At 62.1% G+C, this 18,104-nt stretch carries 11 protein-coding genes; 4 read left to right on the forward strand and 7 right to left on the reverse strand.

Annotated elements, in window-relative coordinates; genetic code table 11:
- Positions 1-6: 6 nt before the first annotated feature.
- The 5 genes from uvrA to ACUN0E_RS34905 form a co-directional block, all read right to left on the reverse strand.
- Complete coding sequence (gene uvrA, locus ACUN0E_RS34885; protein ID WP_445569463.1) at positions 7-5,892, reverse strand: excinuclease ABC subunit UvrA; 5,886 nt, start codon at positions 5,890-5,892, stop codon at positions 7-9.
- A 333-nt stretch (positions 5,893-6,225) separates the two neighbouring features.
- Positions 6,226-7,734, reverse strand: coding sequence for an amino acid racemase (locus ACUN0E_RS34890; protein WP_445569464.1), 1,509 nt, complete (start codon positions 7,732-7,734; stop codon positions 6,226-6,228).
- A 218-nt stretch (positions 7,735-7,952) separates the two neighbouring features.
- Positions 7,953-9,266 carry an MFS transporter gene (locus tag ACUN0E_RS34895; RefSeq protein WP_445569465.1) on the reverse strand — a complete coding sequence of 438 codons (1,314 nt, stop codon included), beginning with the start codon at positions 9,264-9,266 and terminating at the stop codon, positions 7,953-7,955.
- Positions 9,267-9,342: 76 nt separating this feature from the next.
- Positions 9,343-10,563, reverse strand: a complete 1,221-nt coding sequence (locus ACUN0E_RS34900; RefSeq protein ID WP_445569466.1) for a CaiB/BaiF CoA transferase family protein — start codon at positions 10,561-10,563, stop codon at positions 9,343-9,345.
- The gene (locus ACUN0E_RS34905) at positions 10,560-12,326 is read right to left on the reverse strand and encodes an acyl-CoA dehydrogenase family protein (RefSeq protein ID WP_445569467.1); all 1,767 of its coding nucleotides are present in this window, start codon (positions 12,324-12,326) and stop codon (positions 10,560-10,562) included. The genes ACUN0E_RS34900 and ACUN0E_RS34905 overlap by 4 nt, the downstream gene beginning before the upstream one ends.
- A gap of 109 nt (positions 12,327-12,435) precedes the next feature.
- Between ACUN0E_RS34905 and ACUN0E_RS34910 the strand changes: the two genes are divergently transcribed.
- Complete coding sequence (locus ACUN0E_RS34910; RefSeq protein ID WP_408232696.1) at positions 12,436-13,314, forward strand: LysR family transcriptional regulator; 879 nt, start codon at positions 12,436-12,438, stop codon at positions 13,312-13,314.
- 800 nt (positions 13,315-14,114) lie between these two features.
- Here the strand turns inward: ACUN0E_RS34910 and ACUN0E_RS34915 are convergent.
- Positions 14,115-14,420: a single-stranded DNA-binding protein gene (locus tag ACUN0E_RS34915; RefSeq protein WP_408234148.1), complete on the reverse strand. Its 306-nt coding sequence runs from the start codon at positions 14,418-14,420 to the stop codon at positions 14,115-14,117.
- A gap of 227 nt (positions 14,421-14,647) precedes the next feature.
- Positions 14,648-15,556 (reverse strand): LysR family transcriptional regulator, encoded by a 909-nt coding sequence (locus ACUN0E_RS34920; RefSeq protein WP_445569468.1) that lies wholly within the window; start codon positions 15,554-15,556, stop codon positions 14,648-14,650.
- Between the two features lie 154 nt (positions 15,557-15,710).
- Between ACUN0E_RS34920 and ACUN0E_RS34925 the strand changes: the two genes are divergently transcribed.
- The 3 genes from ACUN0E_RS34925 to ACUN0E_RS34935 all read left to right on the forward strand — a co-directional run bounded on the left by ACUN0E_RS34925 (position 15,711) and on the right by ACUN0E_RS34935 (position 18,076).
- Positions 15,711-16,454, forward strand: a complete 744-nt coding sequence (locus tag ACUN0E_RS34925) for an SDR family oxidoreductase (RefSeq protein ID WP_445569469.1) — start codon at positions 15,711-15,713, stop codon at positions 16,452-16,454.
- Positions 16,455-16,533: 79 nt separating this feature from the next.
- Positions 16,534-17,430 carry an SDR family oxidoreductase gene (locus tag ACUN0E_RS34930; protein ID WP_445569470.1) on the forward strand — a complete coding sequence of 299 codons (897 nt, stop codon included), beginning with the start codon at positions 16,534-16,536 and terminating at the stop codon, positions 17,428-17,430.
- A gap of 202 nt (positions 17,431-17,632) precedes the next feature.
- Positions 17,633-18,076 (forward strand): hypothetical protein, encoded by a 444-nt coding sequence (locus ACUN0E_RS34935; protein WP_445569471.1) that lies wholly within the window; start codon positions 17,633-17,635, stop codon positions 18,074-18,076.
- Positions 18,077-18,104: the final 28 nt, after the last annotated feature.

The following is an 18,104-nucleotide window of genomic DNA, read 5'->3' on the forward strand; positions in this document are numbered from 1 at the left end:
ACTGCCTCAACCGTTGGTTCCTTCGCCCGCGACCACGGCCGTGTCGTTCTGTGTTCGCGCGAGCACGGAGCGCAACGCCGCGCCTGTATGGCTGGCAGCGACCCGAGATAGCCCTTCGGGATCCGTAGCAGCGACGATTGTGCCGCCACCCACACCGCCTTCCGGACCGAGATCGATGATCCAGTCCGCCTCGGCAATTACGTCGAGGTCGTGCTCGATGACGACCACGCTATGACCACCGTCCGCGAGACGGTGCAGCACGCGAATCAGCTTCGCGACGTCTGCCATATGCAAGCCGACAGTCGGTTCGTCCAGCACATACAAGGTGTGAGGGGGCTTCTGACCACGCCGTGTGATGTCGTCACGCACCTTGCTCAGTTCGGTGACAAGCTTGATACGCTGCGCTTCCCCGCCCGACAACGTAGGCGACGGTTGCCCAAGCGTCAGATAACCGAGCCCGACATCTTTCATCAATTGCAATGGATGCGCGATGTTCGAGATCGGTGCGAAGAACTCAACGGCTTCGTCGATTTCCATGGTCAGTACATCGCCGATATTCTTGCCGCGCCACGTGACTGCCAGCGTCTCGGGGTTGAAGCGTTGCCCGTGGCAAACGTCGCACGGCACCTTCACGTCGGGCAGGAAGCTCATGCCGATGGTCCGCACACCCTGCCCTTCACAAGCCGGGCAACGGCCCTCGCCGGTGTTGAACGAGAAACGCGACGCCGTGTATCCACGCGCACGCGCTTCGAGCGTGCCAGCGAACAGCTTGCGGATCGCGTCCCACACGCCGATGTAAGTCGCTGGACAGGAACGCGGTGTTTTGCCGATCGGTGTCTGATCGACTTCGAGCACACGGTCGATGGTTTCCCAGCCTGTGATCGCACTGCACCCTTGCCATGCATGCGTAACGTTCAGCGGCGCGCGCGGCGCCGTACGCGCCAATACGCTCGAACGCCGGTTCGCCGCCGGCTGGGTCTCAGCCGCTGCACGCGCACGCCGCGTGGCTGGCGACGACAGCACCGAGCGCCCCACCGCATCCAGCAAATTGGCCATCAGCACGTCGCGGGCGAGCGTCGATTTGCCCGACCCGCTCACGCCCGTCACCGCCACCAGCCGGGAAAGCGGAATGCCGACGGTGACGTTCTGCAGGTTGTGGAGCTTACCGCCATGCACCGTCAACCAGTTCTCCGGCACCGCAGCGGCACGTTTGGTCGGCGCAACGACTTCACGGCGCGGCTGCAGCGGATGCACGATCGGATTGGCGAGAAACTGCCCGGTCAGCGAATCGGGCTGCGCCGACAGATCGGCCACGCTGCCCTGCGCGACAAGCGTGCCACCACGCTTGCCCGCGCCCGGCCCAATATCGATGATGTGATCGGCACGCCGAATCGTGTCCTCGTCGTGCTCGACGACGACCAGCGTATTGCCTTTCTCGCCCAGCTTGCGCAAGGCATTGAGCAGAATCTGGTTGTCGCGCGGATGCAGGCCGATGGTCGGCTCGTCGAGCACGTAGCACACGCCCTGCAGGTTGCTGCCCAGTTGCGCGGCGAGCCGGATGCGCTGCGCTTCGCCGCCCGAGAGGCTCGGCGCCGCACGGTCGAGACTCAGATAGCCGAGCCCGACTTCTTCCAGAAATTGCAGGCGGCTGCCGATTTCGCTGACCACGTCGCGTGCGATTTCCGCGTCCCGGCCAGTCATTTCCAATGTGTCAATCCACGCGCGCGTGTCGGACACTGTCCATTGCGCGACGTCGACAATGGCCTGCTCGCCAAACGTGACCGCGCGTGCGGTTGGGTTCAGACGCGTACCGGCACAATCCGCGCACGGTTCGTCGACGAGACCTTCCGGTTCCTGCTCCTCGGAAGGCAAGCTTTGCTCACGACCACGGTTGTCGTCGACAATCACGGTGTCGTCGTATGCCGCGCGTTGTTCGCGCGTCAACGCTAGACCCGTGCCGACGCACGTGGTACACCAGCCATGCTTGCTGTTGTACGAGAACATGCGCGGATCGAGTTCGGGATAGCTCGTGCCGCACACCGGACAGGCGCGCTTGGTGGACAGTACTTTCACCGTGCCGAGTTTTGCCGTGGGGCGGCCGCTGCTGATCGCGTCGTGCAATCCGTCAAGCGGTGCCAGCAGATGCATGACGCCCTTGCCGATTTCCAGTGTCTGGTCGAGCGCCTGTCGCAGTGCCGCTTCATTATCCGGCGACACGACGAGGTCGGTCACCGGCAACTCGATGGTGTGCTCGCGGAAACGATCGAGCTTCGGCCACGGGTTCACTGGCACGAACTCGCCGTCCACACGCAGATGTGTATTACCGCGCGCCTTCGCCCACTTCGCGAGATCGGTATAGACGCCCTTGCGATTCACGACCAGCGGCGCAAGGAAGCCAACGTGCTGCCCTTTATGATCGCGCAGCAACTGCGCTGCAATCGATTCGATACTTTGCGACGTGACCGGCGTGCCGTCGTGGATGCAATGTTGCAGACCAAGCTTCACGTACAGCAGACGCAGGAAGTGCCACACTTCGGACGTGGTTGCCACGGTACTCTTGCGGCCGCCGCGCGACAAACGCTGCTCGATCGCGACGGTGGGCGGAATGCCATATACCGCGTCGACCTCAGGCCGCCCTGCCGGCTGCACAATGGAGCGCGCGTACGCGTTGAGCGATTCGAGGTAACGGCGCTGCCCTTCGTGGAACAGAATGTCGAAGGCCAGCGTGGACTTGCCCGAACCGGATACGCCGGTAATCACGTTGAACTTGCCGTGCGGGATATCCACATCCAGCGCTTTCAGATTGTGCTCGCGCGCATTGACGATGCGCACCACGTCCTCGCCTTCGATTGCCCGCCGCGCACGCGCCGCACTCAGCGCCTTTTGCAGCGGAATACCCTGCGACGCCGGTTCGGCTTTGGCGTTCATTGCACGGTCGTACTGCAGCAGCGCCTCGCCGGTATGCGATTCCGGACAAAGCTTGACGTCTTCCGGCGTACCCGCGCACAGCACCCTGCCGCCGCCATCGCCACCTTCGGGACCGAGGTCGATCAGCCAGTCGGCCGCACGGATCACGTCGAGATTGTGTTCGATCACGATCAACGAATGTCCGCCCGCCAGCAGCTTGCCGAACGCTTGCATCAGCTTGGCGATATCGTCGAAATGCAGGCCGGTGGTCGGTTCGTCGAACATGAACAGACGTTTGGCGACCGCCTGCTTCGCGCTGCGCGCGGTGCGCGCCTGCGCCGATTCCGCGAGGAAGCCGGCAAGCTTGAGCCGCTGCGCTTCGCCGCCGGATAACGTGGGCACCGGCTGGCCGAGCTTCACGTATTCGAGGCCCACGTCGACGATCGGCTGCAGCACACGTAATACTTCGGCATCCTTCGAGAAGTAGGCAATGGCTTCGCTCACCGTCAGTTCCAGCACGTCGGCAATGCTCAAAGCACGCGCGGGTTCGCCGCGCTCGATTTTCACCTCGAGCAGTTCTGCGCGATAGCGGCGCCCATCGCAATCCGGGCAGCGCAGGTAGACGTCGCTCAGGAACTGCATTTCGATGTGCTCGAATCCCGAACCGCCGCAGGTCGGGCAGCGCCCGTCGCCGGAATTGAAGCTGAACATGCCGGGTCCGTAGCCGCGTTGCTGCGCAAGCGGCGCCTTGGCGAAGAGCTTGCGGATTTCGTCGAATGCGCCGACATAGCTGGCCGGATTCGAGCGCGCGGTCTTGCCGATCGGCGATTGGTCGACGAATACGACATCCGTGACCTGATCGGCGCCCATCAGGCTCCTGAATGCGCCGGGCGACTCGGTGGCTAGACCGAAGTGCCGTGCCATGGCCGGATGCAAAACGTCCTGCAACAAGGTGGACTTGCCCGAGCCCGATACGCCTGTCACGCAGACGAGCCGCTGCAACGGAATCTCGACAGTGACGTCGCGCAGATTATGTTCGGTTGCGCCCTCGAGCACGATGCGCGGCGTGCTGTCATTCACCGGACGTTGTGACCAGTGCGCCGCGTCCGCCACATGCCGGCGACCACCCAGGTACTCGCCGGTCAGCGTGCCGGACGAGCGGATCGCCTCCGGCACGCCGTCGTAAATGATCGAGCCGCCGCGCTCGCCAGGCCCTGGGCCCATATCGATCAGACGATCCGCCGCGAGCATCACTGAGGGATCGTGTTCGACCACCACCAGCGTATTACCCGCGTCGCGCAGCCGATGCATCGCCTCGACGATCCGGTTCAGATCGCGCGGATGCAGACCGATGCTGGGCTCGTCGAGCACGAACAGCGTTTTGGTTAGCGACGTGCCGAGCGCCGTGGTCAGGTTGATCCGCTGCACCTCGCCGCCCGACAGCGTGCGGCTTTGCCGGTCGAGCGTCAGATACCCAAGGCCGACGTCGCAAAGATATTTGAGACGCGTACGCACTTCGGCAAGCAACAGCTTGAGCGCGTCGTCCAGCAATGCGCTCGGCAGGCTGATCTCGTCGAAGAACCGCCGGATGCGCTCGATCGGCATCAACATCAGATCGTGCACGGTCAGACCCGGCAAAGACTCCAGTTGCGCACGTGTCCAATCGACGCCACGCGGCATGAAGCGCTTTTCGGGCACCAGCCCCTCGTCCGCATTCGCTTTACTGCCGAGGCGCCATAACAGCGATTCCGTTTTCAGACGCGCGCCACCGCAGGTCTCGCACGGTGTATAGCTGCGGTACTTCGACAGCAGCACGCGGATGTGCATCTTGTACGCTTTCGATTCGAGATATTCGAAGAAGCGTTTGACGCCGTACCAATGACTTTGCCACTTGCCGTTCCAATCCGGCGAACCGTTGATAACCCAGTCGCGCTCAGCGTCCGTCAACTCGCCCCAAGGCGTGCCGCGGCGGATATCGGCTTTCGCCGCATAGCGCATCAGATCGTCCTGGCACTCTTTCCAGGCCGGTGTTTGCATCGGCTTGATCGCGCCGTCGCGCAGCGTCTTGCGCGCGTCGGGAATGACCAGGCCGAGGTCGACGCCGATCACGCGGCCGAACCCGCGGCAGACTTCGCATGCGCCGTAAGCCGAATTGAACGAGAACAGCGCCGGCTGCGGGTCGGCGTAACGCAAGTCGCTCTCGGGGCTGTGCAGACCAGTGGAAAAGCGCCAGATTTGCGGCTCGGCTTCTTTGGCCTCCGGTGCCTCCGGCGCGGCAGGCAGCACGTAGATGTTGACCCGGCCACCGCCGCGCTTGAGCGATGCCTCGATGGCTTCGACCACGCGTTGCTTGTCGACCGAGGTCAGGCGGAAACGGTCGGCCACCACGTCGAGCAGCTTGCGCTTGCCGGTGGGCGAATCCACTTCGCGCTGCGCCTGCACACGCGTGTAGCCGCTCGCGGAGAGCCATTGCTCGACTTCCTGCTCCGACGCCGTCTCCGGCAACTCGACCGGAAACGTAACGACAAGCCGCGAGTCATGTTCGGCAGTACGCTGGAGCAGCTCGGCGTAGATCGTTTCAGGCGTGTCGTGGCGCACCTGCTGCGCGGTCTTGCGATCGAACAGTTCGGCCGCACGCGCGTAGAGCAGCTTCAGGTGATCGTTGAGTTCCGTCATCGTGCCGACGGTGGAGCGCGAACTACGCACCGGGTTGGTCTGGTCGATCGCGATGGCAGGCGGCACGCCGTCGACCCGGTCGACTTGCGGCCGGTCCATGCGGTCGAGAAACTGCCGGGCGTAGGCGCTGAAGGTTTCGACGTAGCGCCGCTGCCCTTCCGCGTACAACGTGTCGAACACGAGGCTCGACTTGCCAGAACCGGATGGGCCCGTAACGACCGTCATTTCGCCGGTTCGTACGTCGAGATCGATGTTCTTCAGGTTGTGCTGGCGCGCGCCGCGAATGCGGATAATTCCGTTAGATGCCAATTTTTCCGACCGTCTGAATGAGTGGAGCACCTCTCACGGACGCCTCGCGACCGCGCAAGTTCGGGACACCCGGCTAGCGGAATGACACGCCAAAGGCCGGGTTGTAAGGGGATACTATACTGTATATTTATACAGTTTTCCATGACACGACACGGTTGCGCTTTCGCCGTGCTTTGGGCCGTGAATGGCGGCGCTGAGTGCGCCCGATCGGCCGATCAGCAAGCGTTGTGTCGTTTCAGGAGGGACCGTGCAGCGTTCAGAAAGTGGCGGCGCAGGGCGGGAATTGCAAGGCTTTCCAGCGCGGCGCCGCGCGCAAGCTGGATCCAGCCGGGTCTAGCCGTAGACGCTTTCCACGCTAAGCCGGCCCGCCCTCGGCACCGATTCCGAAGCGGCCTGCGTCGCTCCGCTCTCGCCCAGCGCATAAGCCACGCAGCGTTTTGCCAACACCTCGGCCGGGTCGACAAACCACACCACCCGCTCGCCTGGCCGCACCAGCGTCGAACCGTGCAGCAGCAGCGGCAACTCGGTGCAGCCCAGCACGATGACCTGCACACCTTGCGCGACCAGGTCATCCACCGCGGCGGCAGCGTCGTCGCAGCACTCGCCTGACCTGTAGCCCGCCTTGGCGCCGCCCGGTCCGTAAATCGCGTTCATGAGCCGGACCTGGGCGGCCGCGGCCGGTGCGACCTGGACGAAGCCGCATGCTTCGAGCGCTTTCTCGTAGACCCGGCTCGCAAGCGTGCCCGAAGTGGCCAGCACGCCGACTTCACGCAGGCTCGGAAAGGCCTCGCGAAGATAGTCGGCGGTACAGGTCAGCATATTGACGATCGGAATCGTCAACGAAGGCTGAATCCGTCCGACGAAGGCATGCGCCGTATTGCACGGAATCGCAATGAGATCGGCGCCGCCTTCTTCGAGCGCCTTACAGCCCGCATAGAGCGCGAGCGTCGGATCGTCGCCGTTGCCGAGCAGCGCTTCAGTGCGATCCGGAATCTGCGGATTCTGCTCGACCATCACCTTGATGTGGTCCTGATCGCGCGCGGCCGGTGTATTGCGCACCAGTTTCGCCATGAAATCGACCGTCGCTGCCGGGCCGATACCACCCAGCACGCCTACCTTGAAACGCCGCTCCGGCTGCGAATATTGCGCTGCCGCTACGTAGCGCGCATAGACCAGATTGGCATCGACGAACGGCACCGCCATGGTGCCGAGCGCGCGCGACACCATGGCGATTTCGGCAAGCCCGGGCAGGATAATCTCCGCGCCTTGTGCAATGAGATCCGCGCAAGCCGCACGCAGCAACTCGACTGGCCGGCCGTACAGATGGCCGCTTTTGATGCCTTCGTTGCCATACACGGCGCTCGTGACGCAATCGATGCCCTGTTCGTTACGCGGATGCAGCACGTCGAATTGCGCGCTGTCGAAATAGCGTTCGAAGAGACCGTTGTCGCGGATCGTGTCGGAAGTCAGCACGCCGATGCGGCGGACCGACGGGAAAGCCTGCCGCACGTGCGCCGAAAGTGCGGTCATGACGTTGGCGATCGGCAGAGCCACGTTCGCCGAGAGTTCGTCGATGAAGGTGTGACTGAGAAAGCACGGCAAGACGATCGCGTCGACACCGCGTTTCTCGAAGGCGCGAATCGTGTCGAACACGTGGATCTTGAATGGCGCGCTCGCTACGCTTAGCGAAGCCGGTCCCGGCCACGATTGCTGCTCGAGGACGAAATCGAATGGCTTGGCCGCGCCGGGCCGGCGCCAGGCCGCGGTCATCCGGCTCAACACGTCGACGCTGGCGAGTGGCGACGCGCCTGTCACTACACCCAGCGAACGATGACGATACATGATGGTTTCCCCTGTCGTTTTTATTTCGCCTTGATATTAGGACGCTTTTGGGGCTTCTGGATGTCGTTAATCACGAAATAGCGGGTTTATGCCTGGCTGGGCCCTTACTAAATGTTTGCTTACGGGGATGCCTATCCCCGTTTTGCAATAGGTTGAGTGGCGTTGGCCTTCTTCGGGACATGGAGACAAGCAATCGCCGTGCGGCAAAATACCCGAACCTAGGCCACTTCGACAATACCTCGCGCAGCGCCGTGCTTGCGTCGCTCCAACGTGCCGATACAAACCAGTGAGACCCCGGCCAGGAAACTATAAAACACCGCCAACGGCCACCATGCGCCCGGATACCGATGCGCGAGCACCGTCCCGATCAAAGGCGTCAGCCCGCCAGCCAGTGCGGCACACACCTGATAAGACAAAGAGATCGCCGAATATCGGACGCGCACCGGGAATGCAGTCGACATAAACCCGGCCATCACAGCATAGGAGCTCGACATGCACATCACCGCCAGCGCGATGCCGATCACAATGGCTACCGGCCGCCCGGTCGATACCAGCGCGAACATCGGATAAGGCGAAAGCATCGCCAACGCCGCCGCGCCCTTCAAAAACCTTCCAGTACCGATTCGCTGCGCAAACCACCCGGAACCCAGTTGCGTGAATAGCTGAATGAACGCCACTACGAACAGACAATCGAGAATCAGCGAACGATCGAGCCCAAGCGTCTGCGTCGTGTAATTGAGCATGAACGTATTGACGAACCATGCACCGGCCACGCCGATTACGTTCGCACCCAGACACAGCAACACCGTGCGCCACGCGTCGCGCACAACCTCGGCGACCGGCAGCGCCGCGACTCGCCGTTGCGCTTTGAGCGCCTTGAATTCAGGCGATTCGTCGACCCCCGCGCGGATCAGCAAACCAACCACCAGCAAGACCGCGCTTGCGAGAAACGGCAAGCGCCAGCCCCAGCTAAAAAACGCCACCTTATCCATCGATGCCACCGCGCGAAACGCGAGCAGCGACAGGATCAAGCCCGCCGGACTGCCGAGTTGCGCAAACGATGCGAAGAAAGTACGCCGTCCCTGCGGGGCATGTTCGCTTGCCATCAGCACCGCGCCGCCCCACTCGCCACCGATCGCTATGCCCTGTGCGACGCGCAGCAGCACCAGCAACACAGGCGCCCATACGCCGGCGTTCGCATACGTCGGCAGGAAACCGATGCCGACCGTGCCCACGCCCATGATCGCCAGCGTCGCCACGAGCGCCTTCTTGCGGCCGATGCGATCGCCGAGGTGGCCGAACACCAGGCCACCGAACGGCCGTGCAAAAAAGCCCACGGCGAAGGTGCCGAACGAAGCCAGCGTCGCGAAGAACGGGTCGCTACCGGGAAAGAACAGCTTGCCGAAAATCAGCGCGGATGCAGTAGCGTAGATGTAAAAGTCGTACCACTCAATCGTAGTACCGACAAAAGCCGCTGCTGCGGCGCGGGTGGGTTGCCGGCCTGCGGCGAGGTCGTCTGGCTCGCGATTCATGTGTTTCGTCTCCAAGGTTGTTCTTCTGGATGGCGCGGCTTCTTCGTGCCGTCGCCGGAAAACTGCTTGCTTAGGGTTAGGCTTTGAGTACGCCCGCTTCGAGCAAACGTTGCTGGGTTGCAGCGTCGATGCCCAGTGCGTCGAGTACCTCACGCGTGTCGCCGCCAAGCGTCGGCGGCGCGCTGCGATACGTGGCCGGCGTGCGCGACAATTTGATCGGTGAAGCGGTGCCGCGATACTCACCCATCTCGATCACCATGCCGCGATGTAGCGTGTGCGGATGGCGCGCGACGACGTCGACAGTTTGCACCGGCCCGCACGGAACGCCTGCATTGATCAAGGCGTGCGCAAGCGGTTCGCAATCGTGTGACGCGAGCAGGCTCTCGAGCGCGGCCTTCAGCGGCTCGCGATGCGCGCAGCGGCTGCGGTTATCCACGTAGCGCGGATCGTCGGCCAGTTCCGGCGCGCCGAGATGCGCGCACAGTCGCGCGAACTGCCGGTCATTGCCGACAGCGAGAAAGATCGGTGCGGTCGCAGTGCGGTAGCTGTCGTAAGGCGTGATGTTCGGATGCGCATTACCGCTGCGCTGCGGTGTGCGTCCCGAGCCGAAATAATTCGGCAGATGCGGATGCAGAAGCGACACACCGCAGTCGTACAGCGCGATATCGATCGATTGGCCGCGCCCGCTTTTCGTGCGCTCGGCGAGCGCCAGCAGAATGCCGGCCAGTGCATTCAAACCGGTCACCATATCGACGACTGGCAAGCCGACGCGCGTCGCCGGCCCGTCGCGTTCGCCGTTCACACTCATCAAGCCTGTCATCGCCTGAATCGCGGCGTCGTAACCGGGCAAGCCTCCGAGTGGGCCATCCGGACCGAAGCCCGATACCGCGCAATGAATCAGCTTCGGAAAACGCTCGCGCAAATCGCGCTCGTAATCCATGCCCCAGCGCGCGAGCGTGCCGGGCTTGAAGTTTTCGACCAGCACGTCGGCGTCTTCGAGCAGCTTCCACAGAATGTCGCGGCCTTCGTCGCACGACAAATCCACGGCGATACCCTGCTTGTTGCGGTTCACGCCGGCGAAGTACCACGCAGTGTCACCGTAAAACGGCGGCCCCCAGCCACGCGTTTCGTCCCCGCCGGGAGGCTCCAGCTTGATAACCTGGGCGCCGTGGTCAGCCAGCGCCTGAGTACAGTAAGGGCCGCCGAGCACGCGGCTGAGGTCGATGACCTTGATGCCTTGCAACGCACCTTGCGTGTTTTGCGTGCCCTGCGTGCCGGTGTTTGCGTGTCCGGTCATTGCTTGCTCCCTGACGGCAGCAGTTGCAGCGCCTGATCGAGCGTCACGCTGCGGGCGTTGACCAGGGCATCGACAACGTCGCTGTCATTCGAAGACGTCTGCATGTCGAGCGGATCGAACGGCAACAACTTGTGCCGCAATACCAGATGACTCAGCGCGAGACGCCGGAAATCCGGCGCGAGACGCACACCTTCACACGCCATAAGTACCGCCGTGCTCGCGTGAAACAGGGCCGTGCCCGCCTGCCGGACCGATTCATCCCGGCCGCACTCGGCGACGCTCGCAAGGGCATCGCAAGCACGATTCAAGGTGGAACGCAGCACCTTGAGACTCTCAGCCGGCAATCCTGCGGCGCCGAGCAGATCCTGCAGATACGTGCGCAGCGGTTCAAGTGCGCCGTCCCGTTTCGCCGCGCGCGCGATGTCGAGCGCGACGATGTTGCTGGTGCCTTCCCAGATCGACCCGAGATGCGCGTCGCGCACGAGACGCGCATCGCTCCACTCTTCGATGTAACCGGTGCCGCCGCGCACTTCCATCGCGTCGCCGGTCACGCGGCGGGCATCGCGGCAAGCACGGAATTTGATCAGCGGCGTGAGGATGCGCACGCATTTCGCCGCCTGCCGATCACCGGCGTCGGCCTTTTCGAGCAGCAACGCGATCTGCATGAACATCGAGCGGGCCTGCTCCGCGGGCAGCATCATCTTGAGCAATTGCCGCTGCATCAGCGGCATATCGATCAGCTTGCGACCGAACGCTTCACGATTACGCGCGATGTGCAGCGCCTCGGTCAGCGCGCGGCGCATCAAGCCGGCCGCACGCACGCCGTTCGACAGACGCGACATGTTGATCATGTCAGCCATCTGGTGGAAGCCGCGTCCCACTTCGCCGATCAGATACGCCACGGCGCCTTCCAGCACGATCTCGCCGCTCGCCATTGAACGGCTGCCAAGTTTGTCCTTCAGGCGCACGATCCGATAGCTGTTGCGCGAGCCGTCCGGCAGGGTCTTCGGCAACAGGAACAGCCCTAGGCCGTTAATGCCGGAGGGCGCATTGTCCACGCGCGCGAGCACCATCGCGAGATCGGCGTCGGCGTTCGAGCAGAACCATTTGTCGCCGTACAGACGCCACGCTTCTTCACCGTTCACGCCGGTTTCGAGCGCTGCACGCGTCGCGATACGGGCAACATCCGAACCCGCCGCCTGCTCGGTCATGAACATCGCGCCTTGAAAAAGCGTGTCGAAATCGCGCGACGCCAGCATTGGCAGAAATCGCGCGACCAGTTCGGGCGCACCGAATTTGCGCAGCGTGCGCGTGAGCGAGTCGGTCATGCTGACGGGGCAGCACAGACCGAACTCCGCCTGCACGAACAGGAACGTCAACGCGTATTTGACCAGCGGCGGCGGCGCTTTTTTGCCTTCACGGGTGTCATGACTCATCGACGCCAAACCAAATTCCGCGTAGGCCACGCGCTCGAGGGCGACGTAATCGGGATGCTTGTCGATGCTTTGCAGCGCTTCGCCACGCCGCGTGCGATGGCGCAATTGCGGCGGATTTTTGTCGGCGGACAGCGCCCAGACGTCGAGTTCGTCGGATGCCCGCTGGCCTAGCGAAACGAGTTGGCTTTCAAGTTCCCGATACAGCGCGTCGCCGAGATGCAGTTTGAGCAAACCGGCGAAATCGGGGTCGCTGTTGAAGAAGTTGATGCCCCGGCTATCGGGAATATTGGACGAGCCGTGTGCCGGCTGCGCGGTGATTTCGCTCATGCGTGTCTCCTTTGTGGAAGGAGCATAGAAGCGACTTCGATAATCGTCTAATACAACTTATATCCGGTACGATAGATGTAGCTTATCGATAAAAGAACCGGAGACTGCCGTGGACCTGAAGCAATTACGCTATTTCGTGGCGGTCGCCGAGGAATTGCATTTCGGCCGCGCGGCCAAGCGGCTGTTCATTTCGCAGCCGGCGCTCAGTTTCGACATCCGCAAGTTCGAGGACCAGTTGGGGGTGCAACTGCTCGCGCGCACCAATAAGACAGTCGCACTGACGAACGCGGGGCAGGTGCTGCTTGGCGAAGCGCGCCGCTTGCTGCTGCAGGCCGGCGAGGCCGAACGCATCACGGTTCGATCGGCGCACGGGCTGGCTGGCCGCTTGCGGATTGGCTTCGTGAATTCGATGTTGTATCGCGGCATGCCGCAGGCGGTGAACCGTTTTGAGGCCGACTATCCGGGGGTGGAAATCGTCTTGAAGGAAATGAACACCAGCGAGCAGGTACATGCGATCCAGCGGATGCAGATTGACATGGGCTGCGCGCATTGGGGCAATTTTCCGTCGGATGTGATTTCTACGCCGATTTTTTCGGAGCCGTTTTTGTGTTGTCTGCCTCTCGATCACCCGCTGGCGAAAAAGCGTCGCGTCGATTTGCGCGCGTTAGCGCAGGAACCGTTCATTCTGTTTCCGCGCACGGTGTCGCCGCATTACCACGATCTGATCATTGCGCAGTGTGTGGGGGCCGGTTTTAGTCCTTTGATCCGGCATGAGGCGCGGTTGTGGCAGACCGTCGTCACGATGGTCGGATTTGGGATGGGGGTTGCGTTGGTGCCGTTTACCTTGCGGCAGGTGCAGGATCCACGGGTTTGCTTTTTGCCCTTGCAGGGCGAGACGCTTTTATCGCAGGTTCTGCTTCTGCGGCGGGCTGGCGATGCGGAGCCTGTCGCGGATCGGTTTGTTGAATATCTTGAGCGTGGGAAGTGAGGGTTTTTTGCCTGCGTGGCGCTTTGTTTGTTGGTTTGCCTATGGCGTTGGGCTTTTCTTGATCTGGGTTTTTGGCTTTTGGCCTTTCCTTGAATTGTTATTGGTTTATTAGCGTCGCCCCTGTGCGGGGCAGGCACTTACTTCTCTTTGCCGCCGCAAAGAGAAGTAAGCAAGAGAAAGCGGCTCAAACCGCTAATTCTTAAGCGGGTCCCCCACGCAGCCACGGTAGTGGTGCATCTGGAATCTGTGTTTCCGCACACTCGGCGTCAGTGACAAGGCAGTCATGCTTCCCGCCTCGCACTTCGTGCTCGCCGGAGGGGGCCATCAGAAACCTGAGGCTTCGTTTGGACGCGGTGGAGGCCATTGGCTTTGCCTCGGCGACGACGGAGTTGCATAAGAAACCAAGGGTGTTCGTTTGCGGGGCGGGAGCCACCGATTCCGCCTCGGCGGTACGCACGCACGAAAACGTAGTGGTCGGTTTAGTGAAGCGCCCTTCGGCGCGCGCAGCGCCGCCGGAAGTATGACGCCCTTGTCACTGGCGTCGAATGTGCGAGGGCACAGATTCCAGATGCACCACTACCGTGGCTGCGCGGGGGACCCGCTTAAGAATTAGCGGTTTGAGCCGCTTTCTCTTGCTTACTTCTCTTTGCGGCGGCAAAGAGAAGTAAGTGCCCGCCCCGCACAGGGGCAACGCTAATAAACCAATAACAATTCAAGGAAAGGCCAAAAAGCCAGTTCAAGGAAAGGCCAACCCCGCAGGCACACAACCAAAAAGCGCCGCACAGGCAAAACAAAACCGCTTACCCTTCCCCCCGATACCCCACCAGCACCTTATGCGCAACCATATCCACAGCAGGCTTAATCAACCCATTCTTGTCAGTCCAAACCTTGGGCGTCAACGCCCCACTAAGCGCAACGCTATCCGCATCACTCAGCGCAAGCAACGCAGTCTGCACGTCATCATCAAATGCAATTACGTTGACGAAAATCGTATCGCCATCATTGGTGGCCGCCCGGACCTTGCAGGTCACAAAGCGCTTACCATTCTGCCCCGTGCGGATCTGCGCCTCGCCGTACAAGCGCCCGCCCACCAGTCCATCGATCATCGTCCTGCTCCTGTTATTCCGTACCGTGCAAAAGGCAATATCGCTCAGCACGGCACATATGATCCCACGATACGCAGCGCGGCTTGCACGAAAGCACGAACCGCTCGCGTGCTATGTGTCAATCGCCCTATCCCTACCGCACACCGGACGCTTCGTTAACCGCAGTTGCCGCACTGGTTCAGCCACCCTTGCAACACACGTCACATGCCTGCGCTGAACTCTCACGTTCATCGCGAACCGGTCTGAGCCCCAGCCGCCTCGAAAATATCGCGCAGCCATTGCGCAAACACTCGCACACGCGAGGACAACTGCCGACTCTGCGGATAGAGCACCGAAACCGGCATGGGTGGCGGCGGAAAATCCGCGAGGATGATCTTCAGCCGCCCCGACGTCAGTTCTGCCGCCACGCGGTATTGCGGCACCTGCACGATGCCGAGCCCGGCCACCGCTGAGCCCGTGTAGAGATCGGCACCGGTCACCGATACCGCCGACGGCAGGTACGTGGCCGTATCGCGGCCGTCGACTCTGAACTCGAGCGGCACCGCCTTGCCGGTCGCGCTGGACAGATAATTCACCGCCCGATGCGTGGACAAAGCCGTCGGATCGGCCGGCTCGCCATAGGTCTCCAGATAGGCCGGACTCGCCACCGTCACTTGCGGCAACTGCGCAACACGCCGCCCCACCATCGACGAATCCTGCAGATTGCCCGCCCGCAACACACAATCGATCCCCTCCCGCACCAGATCGACCAGCCGGTCGTCCTCGCCGATCGTCAGTTCGATGTCGGGAAACCGCGCGAGAAAAGCGGGTAGCGCCGGCACGACGAAGTGCCGGGCCAGGGTGCCCTGCAGATTCACACGCAACAGGCCCTTTGGCGCGATATTGGAAAACGAACCCTCCGCCTCCTCCATATCGGCGATCAGCCGCACGCAGCGGCGGTAATACGCCTCGCCGTCGTGCGTGAGGCGTACCGAGCGCGTGGTGCGCTCGAGAAGCCGCGCGCCGAGCCGCTGCTCCATACGCTTCATCAGGTTGGTGACGGTGGCGCGTGGAATCTGCAGGTCGTCCGAAGCGCGCGTGAAGCTTTGCCGCTCGGCGATCCGCACAAACACCCGCATTTCCTCGAAACGATCCATGGTTGATGCCTGTGTGCCGGGCCGGCGAGCCGGCGGCCTGCCAGTCAATTGTTAAAGAAAATGAAATTATGATGGCAAGTTTAACCTGATTATCTCAGAGGCGAAAGCGGCCAAGATTCATCTCACCAACCCACCACACAGAAGGAAACGAATCATGAACACAATCAAAAACGCCCAAGTCGCCATCGTCACCGGCGCATCCCGCGGCATCGGCGCGGCGGTTGCGCAACGCCTCGCCAAGGACGGCTTCGCGGTCGCCGTCAACTACGCGTCGAGCTCGACGGAGGCCGATGCGCTCGTTGCGGACCTCACGGCGGCGGGCGCCAGGGCCATCGCCGTGAAGGCCGACGTGTCGAAGGCCGGCGACGTACGTCGCATGTTCGAGACCACCGAACAGCAACTCGGCAAAGTGGACGTACTGATCAACAACGCCGGCGTGCTCAAGACCGTGCCGCTCGCCGACACCAGCGACGCGCTGTACGACCAGACCTTCGATATCAACGTGCGCGGCACCTTCAACACCCTGCGCGAAGCGGCCACACGGATGAACGACGGCGGGCGCATCGTCAACTTCTCGAGCACCACGCTCGCGCTGAACATGCCGGGCTACGCAATCTACAACGGCACCAAGGCCGCCGTTGAAGCCTTCACGCATGTGTTCGCCAAGGAATTGCGCGGCCGCAACATCACCGTCAACGCGGTGGCGCCGGGTCCGATTGCGACGTCGCTGTTCCTCGACGGCAAGACCGAAGAACAGATCCAGACCTTCGCGAAGATGCCGCCGCTGCAACGCCTCGGCCAGCCGGACGATATCGCCTCGGTGGTGTCCTTCCTCGCCGGCCCGGATGCAGGCTGGGTCAATGGCCAGATCCTGCGCGCCAACGGCGGTGTGGCTTAACCCCGCTTGAAAACGCTTAAAGCGTCTTTTTCATAGCACTTCAAACGTCGTATCACTTTCATCGAATCGGAGAAGAAAAATGCAGAAGAACGTCATTTTGGTGACGGGCGCGGGTACAGGCATCGGCAAGCTCACCGCGCAATCGCTGGCCGAAGCCGGCCATATCGTCTACGCGACGATGCGCGATGTCGAAGGACGCAACAAGCCGCGCGCCGACGAAATGCGAGCGTTCGCCAAGGCGAAGGACATCCAGTTGCACCCACTCGAACTCGACGTGTTATCTCAGGAATCCGCCGATGCCGCTGCCGCGACGATCATCCGCGAGCAAGGACGGCTCGACGTGGTGATGCAGAACGCGGGACATCTGGTAGTCGGCCCGAGCGAAGCATTCACGCCCGAAGAAATGGTGAAAGTGTTCGACACCAACCTGTTCGGCGCGCAGCGTGTGAACCGCGCGGTGCTGCCGTATCTGCGCCAGCAGGAAGCGGGCTTGATGCTGTGGATCAGCAGCACGACGACCAAGGGCGGCTTTCCTCCCTTCCTCGGTCCGTATGGTGCTGCAAAGGCCGCGATGGATTCCCTGGCCGTCACCCTCGCCTACGAAATCGCGCGCTTCGGTATCGAAACTTCGATCGTGGTGCCGGGCGCGTTCACTCGCGGCACCGCACACTTTCCGAGCGCCGGCAAACCAACCGATGCCGAACGTGCCGCTGCGTATGCACGCTATGACGGCCTGATGAATCAGATCGGCGAGCGCCTGTCCGAACTCACACCGGACGACGCCGATCCGCAAGCCGTGGCCGATGAAATCGTGCGGCTCGTCGCGCTGCCTTCGGGCGAGCGGCCGATGCGCTCGGTGATCGATTTCGTCGGTGACGGCGCGCGTGAAGTGCTCGAAGTCTCGGAACGCGTGCGCATCGAGTTCGCCAGGCGGATCGGCATGGGCGATCTACTCGAGGCAAAAATCAAGCGTTAATCAGGCATGACAGTGAGGGACGTCAGGTGTGACTGATGAACCTTGGCGTCCCGCAGTTTCTTTATCGCTTTGAACACACACGTTGATGAAATTCTCCATCCTGATCGCCTGCGCGTTGCTGCTGTCCTTTCTGATCACTTCGTGCGATGGACGACAACAAGCGCGGTCGCCGGACGCATCCGTCGCCGCGTGGAGTACAGCCATGAAACCCTCAGTGACTTACCTTCATTTGTTGAAACACACGCCGTTCTTCACGAGCCTGACAACCGAACAATTGCGTTGGGTGATCGGCCATTCGCATGAGTGGGAAGCGCAACCCGGCACCGTCATCGCGCAATGCGACGGCAGTGCTCGCGCCGCCGCGAGCGATCGAGGCATGTGGATTCTTCTGGACGGAGGCTGGCAAATCGAATACGGCCAACAGTCGTACCCGGCGAGCCATGCGAGTGCGGGGAAATGGTTTAGCGCGGCTGTGACCGATCGGCCATGCAGCCTTGTCACGACCGAACACAGCTATGTGATGAAGATCGAACGCGCCGACTTTGACGCGATGCTCGAACACGGTTTCGCATTCGACTCCCATCTTGATGCGGGACGCCGCTATTACAGCGAACTGTTCGCCGCTCCGGTCGAACTCGTCAAATAGCAGTGGAGCCGGAGCGGGTTGTTACTCT

The organism is Paraburkholderia sp. D1E (assembly GCF_052682275.1).